We start from the raw sequence: 15492 nt of genomic DNA, 5'->3' as shown, positions 1-15492 counted from the left end.
CGCGATGACTGTCGAAGACACCACAATCACCAGCGCCAGCGCCACGCCGATGACTCACAAGCAGATCCTGCAGGCCCTGTCCGGTCTGTACATCGGCATCTTCGTGGCAATCCTGTCCTCGACAGTCGTGACGAACGCACTGCCGACGATCGTGGCGGACCTGCACGCCGGCCAGAGCGTCTACACGTGGGTGATCACGTCGACGCTGCTCGCCACGACGGTGTCCAGCCCGGTCTGGGGCAAGCTGGCCGACCTGGTCAGCAAGAAGCTGCTCATCCAGATCGCTTTGATCATCTTCACCGGAGGATCGGTGCTGTCCGGCCTTTCCTCCGGTGCGGGTCTGCTCATCGCGGCGCGGGTGGTCCAGGGGATCGGCGCGGGCGGTCTGCTCGCGCTGATCCAGGTGATCATCGCGACGATGATCCCGCCGCGGGAGCTGGGTCGTTACTCCGGCTACTTCGGCGCGGTGTTCGCGGTCGGGACGAGCGCCGGGCCGCTGGTCGGCGGGCTCATCGTCGACACCGATTGGCTGGGCTGGCGCTGGTGCTTCTTCGTCGGCGTACCGTTCGCGGTCGCCGCGCTGATCGTGCTGCAGAAAACGCTGAACCTGCCGGTCGCCAAGGGTTCCGTGCGGATCGACTGGGCCGGGGCCGGGCTGCTGACGGCCGCCGCGTCGCTCCTGCTGATCTGGGTCTCGCTCGCCGGCGACGCCTATCCCTGGCTCTCCTGGCAGACCGCGGCCCTGCTCGGCGGCACGCTGGTGCTCGCACTGGCGTTCATCGGCGTGGAACGGCGGGCCAAGGCCCCGGTGCTGCCACTGTGGTTGTTCCGGACCCGCACCGTGGTGCTGGCGATCACGGCGGGCCTGGCCATCGGCGTCGCACTGTATGCCGCGACGACCTATCTGAGCCAGTATTTCCAGCTGGCCGAAGGCAAGACGCCGACACTGGCCGGGATTCTCGGCCTGCCGCTGATCCTCAGCCTCGCTCTCGCGTCCGCCATCGCCGGGCGGATCATCACCGCCACCGGCCGGTGGAAGCCGCTGCTGGTCTCCGGCACCGTGCTGATCACCGCCGGGCTCGCACTGCTCGGTTTCACCCAGCGCGACACACCGTACTGGCAGCTCGCGCTCGCGATGGCGCTGCTCGGTCTGGGGCTCGGCGTCACCCTGCAGAACCTGGTGCTCGCCGTCCAGAACCAGGTGAGCCCGCGTGAGCTCGGCGCGGCCAGCGCCTCGGTGTCGTTCTTCCGCACCCTCGGCGGCACGATCGGTGTCTCGGCCCTCGGCGCGGTCCTGGCCGGCCGGGTCGGTCACCTCATCACCGACGGATTGACGATGCTGGGCATCCCGGTCGCCGGCGGCGGGTCGTCGCTGTCCCGGCCGGCTGACCTGCCCGCGCCGGTCCGGGCCGTGGTCGAGGACGCGTACGGGCAGGCGATCGGCGGCATCTTCCAGTACGCGGTGCCGCTGGCACTGGTCGCACTGGTGTGTGTGCTGTTCATCCGGGAAGTGCCGCTGCGCACCTCCAACGCCGTGGCAGCCGCCGGTCCCGTGGACGGGTCGCGATGACGCTCGCCGAGGAGACAATCGCTGACCTGGAAAGGGAATTCGCCGTCTTCGTCCGCCAGGACCGCGCCGCATTGGGACAGCTCGGCCGGGAGGTGCACCCGGACCTTCCGGCCGGCGCGTACCGCCTGCTGGTGCACCTGGCCGACCGCGGTCCGCGCCGGCCGACCGAGCTGGCCTGTCATGTCGGGGTGACCGCGCCGACCGTCTCACGGCGGCTGCGGCACCTGGAAGAACTGGGGCTCGTCGAACACCTCGAGGCCGAGGACGACGGCCGGGCGTACCTGGTGGCCTTGACCGACAAGGGTCGACTCCGGGTCGACGAAATCCAGGACGTCCGTGGCCGGCGGCTGGGCGAGCTCCTCGAGTCGTGGCCGGCTCACGACGTCCGCACCCTTGCCGAACTGCTGGCGAGGTTCAACGGCGGCGCCGCCAGACCTTCCCACCGGTGCCGCAGAGCTGAATAGGGATCATGAACACACATCAATTGCCGGATCTCGACTCGCGCCGGCAGGAAATCCCGCTGCCGTTCTGGTCGCGGAAGCACCTGCGCGGCGACGAGTTCCAGCGAAACACGCGACAGTGGGCGCACCGCTTCGGGTTGATCCGGGACCAGGGCACGCTCGAGAAGTTCGACGCACTCGGCTACGGCCGGCTGATGTCCTACGCGTCACCGGACGCGCAAACCGATGACCTGCAGCTGCTGGTCGACTGGAACACCCTTTTCTTCGTCTTCGACGATATCCAGGACGACGCGCTGCTGGCCGGCAAGCATGCCGAGTACGAATGGCTTCGGCAGCAGGTTCGTGAGGTGGTCGACCAACGTGAGCGCCGGCCGCACCGGCATCCGGTTCTCGCGGCGGTCTCGGATCTTTGCTCGCGTACCTTTCCCGGTCGTGGCGAGGAATGGGCGAAACGCTTCGCGCTCAATCTCGAAATCTGGCTCACCGGACACGCGAGGGAAAACGCTTTCCGGCTGGCCGCCGTGGCACCCGCGCCGGCCGAGTACGTCCGGCTCCGCCGGGACGCCTCGACAGTGCTGCCCAACTGCGACCTGATCGAGCTGACGGAAGGCGTCGAAATTCCCGACGCGCTCTATTTCCGGAGTGCTTACCAGGAAATCGTGGCCACGACCGCGGACATCATGTGCTGGACCAATGATGTCCACTCGCTTTCGGCCGAACTGGCGGCGGGTGATCCGATCAACCTCGCCGTCGTCCTCGCGGAGGAGCAGAGGCTGGAATTGGCGGATTCGGTGCGAAAAGTCGCCGAGATGATATCGGAACGGGTCGCCGAACGTGCCGCCGCGGAACGCCGTCTCGACGCCGACATGGCGAAGCTTGATCTGCCGGACGGTGTTAAGCGGGGCGTTCGCCGGTGCGTCAGGAACCAAGGGTCCTGGGCCGTGGGCATGGAGTTGTGGGACCGGACGGACACGATCAGGCACGTCGAGCCGAAATACGCCGACGACCACGGTCGCCCGGGATATGCCGAAAAATTGATCTGAATTGGGGGTTGGACATGGTTTCTCCTGAACTACCGGTGCTGGAGCCGGCGGTCGCGCCGGGAAAAGTCATCGGTCTGGGACATCTGCCGCGATTGATCCGTGATCCGTTCGGCTTCTTCGCCTCGCTCGCGGAAGTGGGCGAGGTCGTGAAACTCCTGATCGGCCCGAAGCCGATCTATTTCGTCACCTCGCCCGAACTGGTGCGTTCCGTGCTGGGCACCGGCGGCGAGGTGTTCCACCGCGGTCGCATCTTCGACAAGGCGTCCAAGATCTTCGGCAACGGTGTCATCGTGGCTGAGGGGGAAGGTCACCGCCGGCAACGTCGCCTGCTTCAGCCCGCCTTCGGCCGGCAACGCATCGCGTCCTACGTGCCCGCGATGCGCGCCGCGGTCGAGCGTGGCTCCGCACAGTGGCGGCACGGTGCGATGCTCGACATCCCCCGCGTGACCCACGAGATGGCCGTGGACTCGCTCGTCCACTCGCTGTTCAAAGCGGACCTGGCCGACGAAGCGTCCGAGCAGATCATGGCCGCGTTCCCCGGGGTCGTCTCGGGCATCATGGCGCACACCCTCTACCCCGCCGACTGGATGGAGCGACTGCCGATCGCGGTCAACCGGCGGTACCAGAAGTCCGCCGACGGGATCAGGAGTGTCGTCGACGAGGTCATCGCGCGCAGTGCCGCCTCGGATTCGGCTGATGCCAGCCTGCTGAACGTGCTCATCGCCGCGCATGAGCGGGAAGCCGGGTTCGACGGGAACCAGCTCCGGGACGAGATCGTCACCCTGCTGATCGCGGGCTCCGAGACGGTCGCCACCACCCTTGCCTGGGTCCTGCACGAGATCGCGCGCCATCCGGAGGTCGAACGGCAACTGGTGGAGGAACTCGCCACGGAACTGGGCGACACCCCGGTGCAGTACAGCGATCTCGGCCGGCTGCCCGTGCTGGACCGGGTGCTCAAAGAGGCGCTGCGGATGCACACGCCGAACTGGCTGTTGACACGGCGGATCGACGCGCCGGCGACGCTCGGCCGGTACCGCCTTCCCGCCGGCGCCGAGGTCGGGTTCAGCATCACCGCGCTCCACCGCGACCCGAGGATGTTCGAGTCCCCACAGGTGTTCCGCCCGGACCGGTGGCTCGACGAAAACCTCGCCAGCTATTCCGGCGGTTCCTTCATTCCCTTCGGGGTGGGTAAGCACAGGTGCCCTGGTGACACGTTCGCCTGGGCCGAATTGGGCGTCGGGGTCGCCACGATTCTGAAGGAATGGCACCTCGCGCACCGGCCCGGAGCCAAGGTGCGGGAGCTGCCCATGGTCACTGTGCAGCCGTCCGGGCTGCAGATGGTCGCGGAGCGCAGGTCCGCCGCGTAATTCCTGCGGAGTTCAGCCGGCGAAGAGGTCGTTCATCTTCTTCGTGTCGTAGAAGCCGGTGATCTCGGTGATGCGCCCGGCAACGACGCGGATGACCCAGCAGTACTGCATGCTGAAGTCGGTCCCGTTGGTGCCGCGGACATCGTGGCTGCGGAAGCGGACGGTGGCCCACTCGCCTTCGACGATCGTCTGCTCGATGCGGGCGCGGATTGGGGTGGCCAGCCGCTCGTGCAGCCGCGCGAGAACCTTTGCCTGGTACTCGGTTTTGCTCTCGTACCGCCCGGCAATAGGAGAAGTTCCGGTCGCGGTGAAGACGAGGTCGTCGGCGAGGGCGTCGACGAACGTCCCGGCGAAGCCGGACTCCGCGACATCGGCGAATACCCGCTCAACGGTGCGGCGGGTTTCGGCCGTTGTGGTCACTGCGATTCTCCCGCGTTGGTCCGGATGTGGGACCGGCCTGCGTCGCGGAGGAGGTCCAGAGCCGGCCCTGAGCCGTCTGCCGGCAGCAGAGTGCGGGAGGCGATGCGCCACCCGTCGTCGCCGCGTTCGAGCGTCCAGCGGTTGGCCAGCACCCGGTGGATCCGATAGCCCTGTGACACGCCGTGGTTGGCCAATTCCCGGGGCTCGCCCTGGGCGTCCGGGGTGATCAGCGCGAGGTAGGAGATGGCCACCGCGATGTCCCCGTCGATGTCGACGAGCGGCAGGTTGCCGAAGTGTGCGAGACCGCCCGCGATAGCGGTGTGGTGCTCGTCGCGGTCGACGAGCTGCGCCATCGCCTCGCGTCCGTGCGCGCCTTCGAGGTCCGCGCCGCGGTCGAAGACGACCTGGTCGGTGTAGATGGCCTCGATCAGTTCGCGCTCGCCGGTGTCGGCACTGAGCGGGTGCATGGCGAGGAGGTTGTAGATGGCCAGGCGGTCCTCGACCGTCTGGAGCCGCGCTTCGAGTGAGTGTGACACGGGCATCCTTTCTTTCCAACTGACAAGTTGGAGTTTGCCACCGTCACGACTCATCCGCAACTGCCGAGTTGGATTCTGCTTCAATGGGGGCCATGGCGTGGGACACCGAGCGGACGAAGCAGAGGCTGCTGGACGCCGCCGTGCACGAGTACAGCGAGCACGGACCGCTGGGGGCGCGGGTCGACCGGGTCGCCGAGCGCGCCGGGGTCAACAAGGAGCGGATCTACCAGTATTTCGGGAGCAAGCAGAAGCTGTTCGCCGCGGTGCTCGAACAGGAGATGGGCAAGCTCGCCGCCGCGGTGCCGCTGACCGCCGAACTGGCCGAGGATCTGGGTGAGTTCGCCGGCCAGGTCTACGACTACCACCGCGCCTACCCGCACTACTTGCGGCTGCTGTTGTGGGAAGGCCTCGAAACCGGTTTGCCGCCAGGGAAGCCGACGCCGGTCGCGGCGGCGGCCGAACGCGCGGCGCATTATGCGGACAATGTCGCCGCCGTGGCTCGCGCCCAGCAGGCCGGGATCCTGCGCGACGATGTGAGTCCCGGGTTCCTGCTCTACGTCGCGCGCGCCCTGGCGGCGTGGTGGCTGGCCGTCCCGTCGACGGCGGGCCTCATGCTCGCTGATGCGCCCGACGCCCCTGGCGAGCGCCGCCGGGTGCTGGCCGTCCTGGTCCGGGACGCCACGAAACCGCGGGAATAGGGTGTGCGCCGCGACCGGGTCCGGTAGAAGCGGCCGTCCACTACGAAGCCGTCCAGGCCGCGAGTCAGCACGTATTCCACGAGGTCCGACCGGTGGTCCTCCCGGCCCTTGATCTTGTTCAGCCGCTCCCGCATGCGGGGCACACTCGCCGACGCGAGGATCGACTGTGGGTCGCGCACCCCGATGTCATGATAGAGGGAATCGCTGAGTTTCGATTTCTCCAGCGTCTGAAGGATGTCGTCCTGGTCGAGAAGCAACTCGATGAGCGCCCGCATTGGAGAACCGGAAGCCGCGATTCTCGGTCGTCGTGGTCGGATCGGCGAGGGAGAAAAGATACTGATACATATCCTTCAAGGCAAGCGTATTGCCCTTTGGGGCAGGACGTTCTGATTGACCGTCGGAGTCATCATCGCTAGCCTCGCCTATATCGATCGCTCCATACGGAGGTCGGATGTCGCGACCCGGCAGGGGCTTCTGGAGAGAGGATTGGTTATGGACTCGGCTCGGCTCGCGCCGGAGATGGTCGAAGCGCTTGTGGCGAAGGCGCGTGCCGCGGTGCCGGTACTGGCCGCCCATGCGGCCGCGGCGGAAGAGCGGTGCCGCATTTCCCCGGAGAGCACCGAAAAGCTGCGTGAACTGGGTGCGTTCGCCTTGACCACGCCGCGCGAATTCGGCGGCCTGGGCGCGGACCTGGTCACCAAGGTTCGAGTGCTGTCCGAACTGGGTCGCGGCTGCCCGTCCTCGGCCTGGGTCGCGGCGGTCTCGGCGGAAACGAAAACGACGTTCTCGCGGCTGATGCCCGAGGAGGTCCTCGCAGAGTTCTACGCTGATCCCGATGTGCGGCTGTGCGGTGGGAGTACGCCCGGCCAGGCCGTCGAGGTGCCCGACGGGGTCAAGATCACCGGGCGCTGGGCCTACGCTTCGGGAGCCGAGGACGCTCAGTGGGCGGTGGCGATGGTCATGTTCGTGGCGGGCGATGGTTCTCCCCGGCTGGCGGGCGCGCTCCTGCCGACCTCCGATCTGGAAATCGAACGGACCTGGCAGACGGCCGGAATGCGGGGCACCGGAAGTCACACGCTGGTCGCTGACGGGGTGTTCGTGCCGACGGCGCGCGTGCTCGAAATGCCGGTCGACGCCAACGGCATGCCCGATCCCACCTTTGGGAAGCCGCTCGGTCTCATCGCGGCGTGCCCTCCGACGATGGCACCGCTGGCCGGCGCGGCGCGCGGTGCGCTCGACACGGTGGAAGCCCTTCTGCGCAAGCGCAAACCGCCGCTGGGTGCCTACCAGGACCTCACCGAGATGCCCGCGGCGCGGAACATGTTCGCCGAAGCGGAGCACCTGGTGAGCAATGGCCAGGACCGGCTGCTCGCGCTGGCGGAACGGATCCAGCAGCTGCTGGATGACGAGCGGACCTCCGACGTGCAACCGTCCGTGTTCCGGATGGAGATCGTGGCCATCATCGGGCAGTTCCGCCGTGCCGTCGACCTGCTGCTGGATTTGCACGGATCGAGTGGATTCGCCCTCAGCAGCCCGCTGCAACGGCTCTGGCGGGACCTCAATGTCGGTGCCCGGCACGCGCAGTTCACCACCTACCTGACGGTCGAGAACCGTGGTCTCGTGGCCACCGGCGCAGGAGCACCGATCCTGCCGGACTGAGCCCGTTACCGGTTCGTGCGGCGCACCTCACCCGCTCGGGGCGCCGGATTCTCGACGTCGTCCTTCCGGTGCCGGGTCGCGTGGAGGGACGCCAGCAGCTGGATGCGTTCGGCGTCCGCCGAGCCGGGTTCGGTGGTGTAGGCCAGCAGCACGGGCCCGGGGCCGCCGGGCAGGGGGTAGGTGTCCCACGTCAGGGTGATGTCGCCGACTTCGGGATGGTGGAACAGCTTGGTTCCGTGCACCGCCTCGCGGACGTCGTAGCGGGCCCACAGCCGCCGGAAGTCCGCGCTGCGGATGCTCAGTTCGCCGACGATCTCGGTAGCGCGCGGATGGGTCGGATCGGCGGCGACCGCGGTGCGCAGCATGCCCATGTACTGCAACGCGAACCCTTCCCAGTCCGCGCAGCGCAGCCGGGATTCGGGATTCAGGAACAATCCGACGAGCAGGTTGCGCTCGTCTTTGGGTCGGTCGGTGGGGTCACCGAGCAGTGCCTCGGCGAGCGGGTTCCAGGCGAGCACGTCGAGATGGCGGCCGAGCACCAGCGCCGGTGTCGCCATGGCCTGCAGCAGGTGCTGGGTGCTGGCCGGGACACGTTCCGGGCTGCGGCGCCGGGAGCCACCCGTCGATCGCCGCGCCGCGTGGGCGAGGGTGAACAGGTGCCGCCGTTCCTCCTCGTCGAGGACTAGCGCGGAGGCGAGGGCGTCGAGGATGTCGTCGGACGGCCGCACGTCGCGGCCCTGTTCCATCCGCTGGTAGTAGTCGGTGCTCAGCCCGGCCAGCAGCGCGAGCTCCTCGCGACGTAAGCCCGGCACCTTGCGCCGGCCCCCCGGCTGCAGCCCGACGTCCTCCGGACGCAGCCGGTTACGCCGGGCACGGAGGAATTCACCCAGTTCGCGAGCGTGGGGATGTTCGTCGGCCATACCGACCACTGTGCCATCTGGACGGTCGCGAAGGTAGGACTGTCATTCCCAGGGAAAACGGTGCGACGGAACCCGGCCCGAACCCGCATACCGTTGTGGCTGAACACATCCGTACACCGGCGGTCCCCTCCGGTACCCCGAAAATCGGAAGTCGGACAAGGAGTTGAAATGGGCCTTTCCCTGAGAGGATCGGCACGATGGGCGGTCGCGGCGGTAGCCGCGACGTTGCTCACCGCGGTGGCAACCGTTCCCGCGGCGGCCGCGACCACATCGGCGCAGCCGTCGTCACCCACCAGCAGTGTCGTCCTACCGGATGACGATCCCTTCTACGCGGTGCCACCGCATCTGGAAGGGAAACGCGACGGCACGGTGCTGCGGTCACGGCAGTTGCCGGCGTCCGCGCTGGCGACCCCGGCGCCCGCGCAGGTCTGGCAGGTGCTCTACAAGACGCGCGACAACGCCGGGCGGGCGACCGCGACCGCGGGCACTTTGCTGGTGCCGACGGCGCGGTGGCAGGGCCCCGGGCCGCGGCCACTGGTGTCCTACCAGGTGCCCGAGGACGCCTTGACGACCGCCTGTGCCCCGTCCTACCTGCTTCGCGCGGGTTCGACCGCGGCCGCGTCGACGATCGCGCAGGCGAACTTCGATCGGGGCCAGGTCGCGGCGGCGGTCCAGCGAGGCTGGACGGTCATGGTGCCGGACTGGGAAGGACCCCGGTCGGAGTTCTTCGGGGCCGACGCGGCCGCACATGGAGTCCTCGACGGTGTCCGTGCGGCGCGGTCCTTCGGGCCCGCGCACGTCGACCGGAAGGCCCCGGTCGGCCTGTGGGGCTACTCCGGCGGCGGCTTCGCCACCGCTTCGGCCGCGCAGGAGCAGTCCGCCTACGCGCCCGAACTGAAGATCAGCGGAATCGCCGAGGGCGGGGTGCCCGCGGACATCAACGCGGCCCTGCAGTCCATCAGCGGCCAGCCCTTCTCGGGCTGGATCCCGTTCGCGTTCGCCACGCTGGGCAACGCGTATCCGCGATTCGACATCGACCGGTACCTGAACGCGTCGGCCCGTTCCTATGCCGACGCGGATGCGCACGTGTGCGCCGGTGACGCGATCGCGGCCGGTCCGTTCAACACGAAGCTGGAAAGCTTCGAAGCGTGGCCGGGTTCGCTCACTTCGGGCACGTTCTCCCGGTTCGCTCGTCAGATCAGCCCGCTGGGCATCGGTGGCACCCCGACCGCGCCGGTGTACATGTACCACGGAACGGCCGACGAACTCCTGCCGGTCACGGCGGCGCGAGAACTGAAGGCGCAGTACCTCGCGCGGGGTGCGAACGTCGTGATGATCGAAGACCAGGGGCAAACACACGGCGGCGAGCAGGCATTCGGTGTCGCCGGAGCGGTCTCTTTCCTGGAGAAGCAGTTTTCCCAGCACCACTAGATGAACGCTGAAAATAAAGGAGCCCGGCCGGGATGTCCCGGCCGGGCTCCTTTGTTCGTGCGTCAGAGGAACTTGACGCCGGTCAGGTTTTCGGCGGCGCTCCACAATGCACGGCCGAAGGCGGGGTCGGCGGCTTGGGCGCTGGCGTGGACCTCGGTGACGTGCCCGCGCTGTTCCCCGCGGCCGGAGGGCCCGAAGAACTGCCCACCACGCACGCCTTCCGCGGTCGCGGCGTAGAGCTGGGGCAGCGTGCCCTGCTCGACCGGCTGGGCGTTCAACGCGTAGATGCGGGCGAAGAGCCGTTGGATGAAGCTGTTTTCCTGGACCGAGCGCGGAGTCAGGTTCGTCTTGGTCACCCCGGGATGGGCGACCACGCTGATGATCGGTGAGCCGGCGGCGCGCAGGCGGCGGTCGAGTTCGAGGCCGAACGCCGTGGTGGCGAGCTTCGACCGGCGGTAGGCGGTGCTGCCGTCGAAGTCGCGTTCGGACATCAGGTCGTCGAGGTCGACGGTCACGGTCTTGTGCACGATCGAGCTGAGGTTCACGATCCGGGGCGCCGCTGCCTTGCCCACCGTGTCGAGGAGCAGGCCGGTGAGGGCGAAGTGCCCCAGCATGTTGGTCCCCATGTGCAGTTCGAACCCGTCGGTCGTGGTGCTGCGCGGTCCGAGGATGACCAGGCCGGCGTTGTTGACCAGCAGGTTGATCGCCTCGTAGTCGGCCGTCAGCTTCTCCGCGAACGCCCGGACCGAGGCGAGCGAAGCCAGGTCCAGCCGGCGCACCTCGAGTTCGGCGCCGGGTGCGGACTGGCGGATCCCCGCGGCGGCCTTCTCGCCCGAGTCGGTGTTGCGCACCGCGAGCACGACCTTCGCGCCGTGCCGGGCGAGTTCGGTGGCGGTGACCAAGCCCAGCCCCGAGTTCGCGCCGGTGACGACGGCGACGCGGCCGGTCTGGCCGGGAATGTTCTTGGTGTTCCAAGTGGACATGGTGACGCTCCTGGATGTGTCGAATTCTGTTCGACACCAACGTAAGCACATTCTGGGAAATCACCGTGGCAATCGTGAACCTGGGTCGGGGAAACCCACCTTGACGAGTGAGCGATTACCGGAGAGAACCTGGATTCAGCCGGAGCAACCGGGCGGCGACGACCCGCACGCAGTCCGGCACGCCCGGGCTGCGCCGCAGATGTCCGGTCCGCGCCGCGTCGTTGATGACCGATACCGCCGCGTGCACCTCGACCTGTGCGACGGCGGGAGAGAGCCCCGGGTTCGCCTGGTGATGCAGGTGTATCCACTCGGAGAGGTAGTCGCGCTGCGCCCGGCGGGTGGCGTGGCGTACCTCCTCGGACAGGTGGCCGATCTCCATGATCAGGATCCCGATCAGATCGTGGTGGTCGAAGGCGAATCGCTGGTACGACGCGATCAACCGGAGCAGGGCCTCTTCGGCCGATCCCGCCGAGCGGTACACCGATTCCAGCTCGGTCATCAGTGTCGCGTTCCCGCGTTGGAAAGCGGTGTCGAGCATGTCCAGTTTGGTCGGGAAGTGGTTGTACACACTCGGACCGGCGATACCGACCGCGTTCCCGATGTCGTCAATGCCGACGTTGGCGTACCCGTGCGCGGCGAACATCGGCACTGCCTTGCTCAGCAACGCCTCCCGCCGTGATGCCGGCCGCAACACCGGTGCCGGCACGACGACCGGTGCCGCGATCGGGTGGGGGAGAGACAGCTCCAGCACCCGGTCGACCAGTTCGGCGAGTACGTGGTCGTAGCCGGGCCGGGGGAGGTCGGCGGTGTGGAACGAAGGGCTCGACAGCACCGAAAGCGCCGCCCAGCTGAGGAGGTCGGCGTGCCGGGGATCGAGATCGCCGCGACGCTGTCGCAGCAGGCTGGCGAGCAGGTGCGCGGTGCGGCGGACACCAGCGCGCAACTCCGTCAGATCCTCCGGGGGGAGATGGCGAGCCTCCCGCTGCCACAGCACCCCACTTCTGGCGTGGTCCAAGGACACACCCGCCATGCGAGCCGCTCCGCCGGCGGCCAGGTCCAGCTCCTCCAGAAGGTTTCCCAACGGCGCCAGGTTGTCGATGACGACGTCCCGGAGCAGGTCCTGCTTGCCGGCGTAGTGGCGGTACAGCGCGGACGGGCCGATGGCGACCGCTTCGGCGATGTCGCTCATGCCGACCTGGTCATAACCCCGCTCGGCGAACAGTTCGGCCGCGATCGCGCGGATCAGCGCTCGCCTGTTGCGGGGCCTGCTCCCCCGGGGCGGGGCTGGTCCGGGCACCACTACCTCCAAGGGGTCCGTTCGACCCGCCGAGCGTACTGCGCCGTTGGTTACCAATCCGACGGCAGCCACGGCGGACATGGGTGTCTACGAGCAGGCTGGTTGCGGACCGTTTCCGCCTACTTTCGGTCGGATTGGTAACCGTGCCATCAGATGCTCATCCCTCCGCCGCAGACAAGGGTTTGCGCGCTCACATAGTCCGACTCCGGCTGACAGAGCAGGTAGACCGCGCCCGCGGCGTCGGCCGGGGTACCGGCGCGGCCGAGCGGGATGGACCGCTCCATCATGGTCATCAGGTCGGGGCTGACCCCCACCTTGATCTCGCGGCCCTGCACGTCGATCTTGGCGTCCGCGTCCGCGGAGGCCTCGGTGAGCCTCGTCTTGATCAGTCCGAACGCGACAGTGTTGACCGTGACGTTGTAGCGGCCCCATTCCTTGGCCAGTGTCTTGGTCAATCCGGTGACCCCCGCTTTGGCGGCGGCGTAGTTCACCTGCCCGGCGTTGCCGCCGAGTCCCGCGATCGACGAGATGTTGACCACCTTGCGCGTGGGCACTTCCCGGCCGTCCGCCTTGGCCTGCTTGACGAAGCCGGCGATCACCGGCTGAGCCGCGCGGAGGATCCGGAACGGCGCCTTGAGGTGGACGTCCAGGATCGCGTCCCACTGTTCGTCGGTCATCTTCTGGATCACCGTGTCCCAGGTGTACCCGGCGTTGTTGATGACGATGTCCAGGCCGCCGAAGGTGTCCACGGCGGTCGCGACGAAGCGCTCGGCGAAGCCGTCTTCGGTCACACTACCGACGCAGGCGACCGCTCGTCCGCCGTCGGCTTCGATCGCGGCGACGGCCTCGGCGGCGGGCTGCTCGTCCAGGTCGTTCACGACCACCGCGGCTCCCTCGGCGGCCAGCTTGCACGCGATCTCCGCGCCGATCCCGCGGCCGGCTCCGGTGACGATCGCGACCTTGTCTGCCAGTTTTCCCATGTGTGCCAATGCCTTTCGAGCTCAGATCCGAGTGGTGTCGACGACCGCTTCGCCGGTGAGGGTGGTGGTGCCGTCGGCGAGTGCGACAGTGAGCGCGATGGTGGCGAGCCCGTCGTCGATCGCGACGACGCGGCCGGTGCAGACCGGCGCCCCGTGGACCGGGGTGACGGCGGCGAAACGCACCTTGCAGGACCGCACGGCTCGCTGCGGCACCCAGCCGGTGAGCAGCCGGGTGAGGTAGGCCATCGACAGCATGCCGTGCGCAAACACGTCGTCCAGCCCGGCCGAGCGGGCCACGTCGAGGTCGATGTGGATCGGGTTGTGGTCACCCGAAGCGCCTGCGAACAGCGCCAGTGTCGTGCGCGAGATCGCGGGGACCGTCAGCGGGGGCAGCTCCGCGCCGACTCGGATTTCCTGTCGCTGCAGCTGGTTCTGGGTCATGACGTGGCCTTCGCGTTCTGCACGACGAGCGTCGAAGTGGCCTCGGCCACCAGTTCGCCGCCCCTGACGAAGTCGGTCCTGCGGACGAGGAACTCGAGTGCGCCGCCTTTCTTGGCGAACACGTCGGCGATCCGCGGGCGCACTGTGACGGTCTCGCCGGCGTGCACCATGGTGTGGTACTCGAACGACTGCTCGCCGTGCAGTACCTGGCGCATGTCGACGTTCAGCTCGCGCAGGTACGCGAACGGGTCGGGTGAGGAGAGTTCGAGGCTGAAGAAGAAGGTGGGCGGCACCGGCAGGTCCGGGTGGCCGGCCTCGGCGGCGGCGGCCAGATCGGTGTAGACCGGGTCGGTCTCGCCGATGGCCTTCGCGAAGAACTGGAGCCGTCCACGCTCGACGGGAACCGTGATGACCGGCAGTTGGAGACGCTTGGCCTCGACGGCATCGATCGTCACGGGCGACGCACCTTTTCGTAGAGGGTGACCACGGCGGCGCCGCCGAGGCCGATGTTGTGTTGCAGCGCGATCCCGGCACCCTCGACCTGGCGGTCGCCGGCCTGGCCGCGCAGCTGCCAGACGAGTTCGGCGCATTGGGCGAGCCCGGTCGCGCCCAGCGGGTGGCCTTTGGACAGCAGGCCCCCCGACGGGTTGGTGACCACCTGGCCGCCGTAGGTGTTGGCGCCGTCGGCGATGAACTTCTCCGCGGTGCCTTCGCCGGTCAGTCCCAGCGCCTCGTAACTGAGCAATTCGTTGGTGGTGAAGCAATCGTGCAGCTCGACCACCGGGATGTCCTTCGGGTCAATGCCGGCGCTCTCGTAGACCTGCCGGGCCGCCTCGCGGGACATGTCGTAGCCGACCAGGCGCATCAGGTCGCCGTCGAACGACGAACTAGTGTCGGTGGTCATCGCCTGGGCGCTGATCACGACGTCGTCGGACAACCCGTTGCGCCGCGCGAAATCCTCGCTGACGAGCACGGCGGCCGCGGCACCGCAGGTCGGCGGGCAGCACTGCAGCCGGGTCAGCGGACCGAACACCTGAGGTGTGGCGAGCACTTCCTCGACGGTGACCGGCTCGGTGAAGACCGCGTACGGGTTGCCCGCAGCGTGCTTGCGTGCCTTGACCGAGATCCGGGCGAACACCGCCGGGTCCATGTCGTAGCGCTGGCAATACTCGGCACCCGCCCCGCCGAAGTAGCGGGGCGCCATCGGCGCACCGTCAGATCCGGGCAGAACGGCGTCGAGCACGTCGTCGAACCTCGCGAACGGGCTGGGCCGGTCGTCCCAATGTGCGGTGAGCGCCCCGCGTTGCATCTGCTCGAAACCCAGTGCCAGCACGCAGTCCGCCGCTCCGGACGCGATGGCCTGCCGGGCCAGATAGAGCGCGGACGAGCCGGTCGAGCAGTTGTTGTTCACGTTGATGACCGGCACGCCGGTCATCGCGACGCGGTACAGCACGTTCTGGCCGCTGGTCGAGTCGCCGTAGACATAGCCGGCGTAGGCCTGCTGCACCGCGGTGAGATCGATGCCGGCGTCCGCGAGCGCGGCCCGCGTCGCCCCTTCTCCCAGTACGTCGTAGCTCTCGCTCCTGCGTGGTGTCGCGAACGGGACCATCCCGACGCCCGCGACAACGACCCGGTCCGTCATCGAGACTCCAATCTGACTATCGATGATTCACTTAGTACACCGAT

Annotated in this window: 16 protein-coding genes; 7 read left to right on the top strand and 9 right to left on the bottom strand. The window is 68.1% G+C overall.

Going from position 1 to position 15492, the window contains the following annotated elements; translation table 11 throughout:
* Positions 1-4: 4 nt before the first annotated feature.
* Genes LOZ83_RS29645 through LOZ83_RS29630 form a run of 4 tightly spaced genes read left to right on the top strand, consistent with a single transcriptional unit; the run spans position 5 to position 4441 of the window.
* Positions 5-1570, top strand: a complete 1566-nt coding sequence (locus LOZ83_RS29645; RefSeq protein ID WP_236795019.1) for an MFS transporter — start codon at positions 5-7, stop codon at positions 1568-1570.
* Positions 1567-2034 carry a MarR family winged helix-turn-helix transcriptional regulator gene (locus LOZ83_RS29640; RefSeq protein WP_236795018.1) on the top strand — a complete coding sequence of 156 codons (468 nt, stop codon included), beginning with the start codon at positions 1567-1569 and terminating at the stop codon, positions 2032-2034. The genes LOZ83_RS29645 and LOZ83_RS29640 overlap by 4 nt, the downstream gene beginning before the upstream one ends.
* 5 nt (positions 2035-2039) lie before the next feature.
* Positions 2040-3074 (top strand): hypothetical protein, encoded by a 1035-nt coding sequence (locus tag LOZ83_RS29635; RefSeq protein WP_236795017.1) that lies wholly within the window; start codon positions 2040-2042, stop codon positions 3072-3074.
* Positions 3075-3088: 14 nt separating this feature from the next.
* Positions 3089-4441, top strand: a complete 1353-nt coding sequence (locus LOZ83_RS29630; RefSeq protein ID WP_236795016.1) for a cytochrome P450 — start codon at positions 3089-3091, stop codon at positions 4439-4441.
* Positions 4442-4453: 12 nt separating this feature from the next.
* Here LOZ83_RS29630 and LOZ83_RS29625 read toward each other — a convergent pair whose 3' ends face one another.
* Positions 4454-4861 (bottom strand): nuclear transport factor 2 family protein, encoded by a 408-nt coding sequence (locus LOZ83_RS29625; protein WP_236795015.1) that lies wholly within the window; start codon positions 4859-4861, stop codon positions 4454-4456.
* Positions 4858-5397 carry a nuclear transport factor 2 family protein gene (locus LOZ83_RS29620; protein ID WP_236795014.1) on the bottom strand — a complete coding sequence of 180 codons (540 nt, stop codon included), beginning with the start codon at positions 5395-5397 and terminating at the stop codon, positions 4858-4860. Before LOZ83_RS29620 ends, LOZ83_RS29625 begins: the two co-directional genes overlap by 4 nt.
* Positions 5398-5489: 92 nt before the next feature.
* Here LOZ83_RS29620 and LOZ83_RS29615 point away from each other — a divergent pair, with 92 nt between their 5' ends.
* Both LOZ83_RS29615 and LOZ83_RS29610 read left to right on the top strand, forming a co-directional pair.
* The gene (locus LOZ83_RS29615; RefSeq protein WP_236795013.1) at positions 5490-6095 is read left to right on the top strand and encodes a TetR family transcriptional regulator; all 606 of its coding nucleotides are present in this window, start codon (positions 5490-5492) and stop codon (positions 6093-6095) included.
* Between the two features lie 492 nt (positions 6096-6587).
* Positions 6588-7754, top strand: a complete 1167-nt coding sequence (locus LOZ83_RS29610) for an acyl-CoA dehydrogenase family protein (RefSeq protein WP_236795012.1) — start codon at positions 6588-6590, stop codon at positions 7752-7754.
* A 5-nt stretch (positions 7755-7759) separates the two neighbouring features.
* Here LOZ83_RS29610 and LOZ83_RS29605 read toward each other — a convergent pair whose 3' ends face one another.
* Positions 7760-8674, bottom strand: coding sequence for a helix-turn-helix transcriptional regulator (locus LOZ83_RS29605; protein ID WP_236795011.1), 915 nt, complete (start codon positions 8672-8674; stop codon positions 7760-7762).
* 168 nt (positions 8675-8842) lie between these two features.
* Here LOZ83_RS29605 and LOZ83_RS29600 point away from each other — a divergent pair, with 168 nt between their 5' ends.
* Positions 8843-10105 carry a lipase family protein gene (locus LOZ83_RS29600; RefSeq protein WP_236795010.1) on the top strand — a complete coding sequence of 421 codons (1263 nt, stop codon included), beginning with the start codon at positions 8843-8845 and terminating at the stop codon, positions 10103-10105.
* 62 nt (positions 10106-10167) lie between these two features.
* Here LOZ83_RS29600 and LOZ83_RS29595 read toward each other — a convergent pair whose 3' ends face one another.
* From LOZ83_RS29595 to LOZ83_RS29570, 6 genes are all read right to left on the bottom strand, one after another.
* On the bottom strand, positions 10168-11088 hold the full coding sequence (locus tag LOZ83_RS29595; protein WP_236795009.1) for an oxidoreductase: 921 nt from the start codon (positions 11086-11088) through the stop codon (positions 10168-10170).
* 115 nt (positions 11089-11203) lie between these two features.
* Positions 11204-12385 carry a TetR/AcrR family transcriptional regulator gene (locus LOZ83_RS29590; RefSeq protein WP_236795008.1) on the bottom strand — a complete coding sequence of 394 codons (1182 nt, stop codon included), beginning with the start codon at positions 12383-12385 and terminating at the stop codon, positions 11204-11206.
* 149 nt (positions 12386-12534) lie between these two features.
* Positions 12535-13365, bottom strand: a complete 831-nt coding sequence (locus LOZ83_RS29585) for an SDR family NAD(P)-dependent oxidoreductase (protein WP_236795007.1) — start codon at positions 13363-13365, stop codon at positions 12535-12537.
* A gap of 21 nt (positions 13366-13386) precedes the next feature.
* Entirely contained in the window at positions 13387-13806 is a 420-nt protein-coding gene (locus LOZ83_RS29580; protein WP_236795006.1) for a MaoC/PaaZ C-terminal domain-containing protein, read from the bottom strand.
* On the bottom strand, positions 13803-14261 hold the full coding sequence (locus LOZ83_RS29575) for a MaoC family dehydratase N-terminal domain-containing protein (protein ID WP_236795005.1): 459 nt from the start codon (positions 14259-14261) through the stop codon (positions 13803-13805). The genes LOZ83_RS29580 and LOZ83_RS29575 overlap by 4 nt, the downstream gene beginning before the upstream one ends.
* The gene (locus LOZ83_RS29570) at positions 14258-15448 is read right to left on the bottom strand and encodes a lipid-transfer protein (RefSeq protein WP_236795004.1); all 1191 of its coding nucleotides are present in this window, start codon (positions 15446-15448) and stop codon (positions 14258-14260) included. The genes LOZ83_RS29575 and LOZ83_RS29570 overlap by 4 nt, the downstream gene beginning before the upstream one ends.
* Between the last annotated feature and the right edge of the window lie 44 nt (positions 15449-15492).

The sequence above is a fragment of the Amycolatopsis sp. GM8 genome (assembly GCF_021653975.1).
In the GTDB taxonomy this organism is placed as follows: Bacteria; Actinomycetota; Actinomycetes; order Mycobacteriales; family Pseudonocardiaceae; genus Amycolatopsis_E.
Note: the sequence above shows the minus strand (reverse complement) of the source record. Positions and strands in the feature narration are given on the sequence as shown.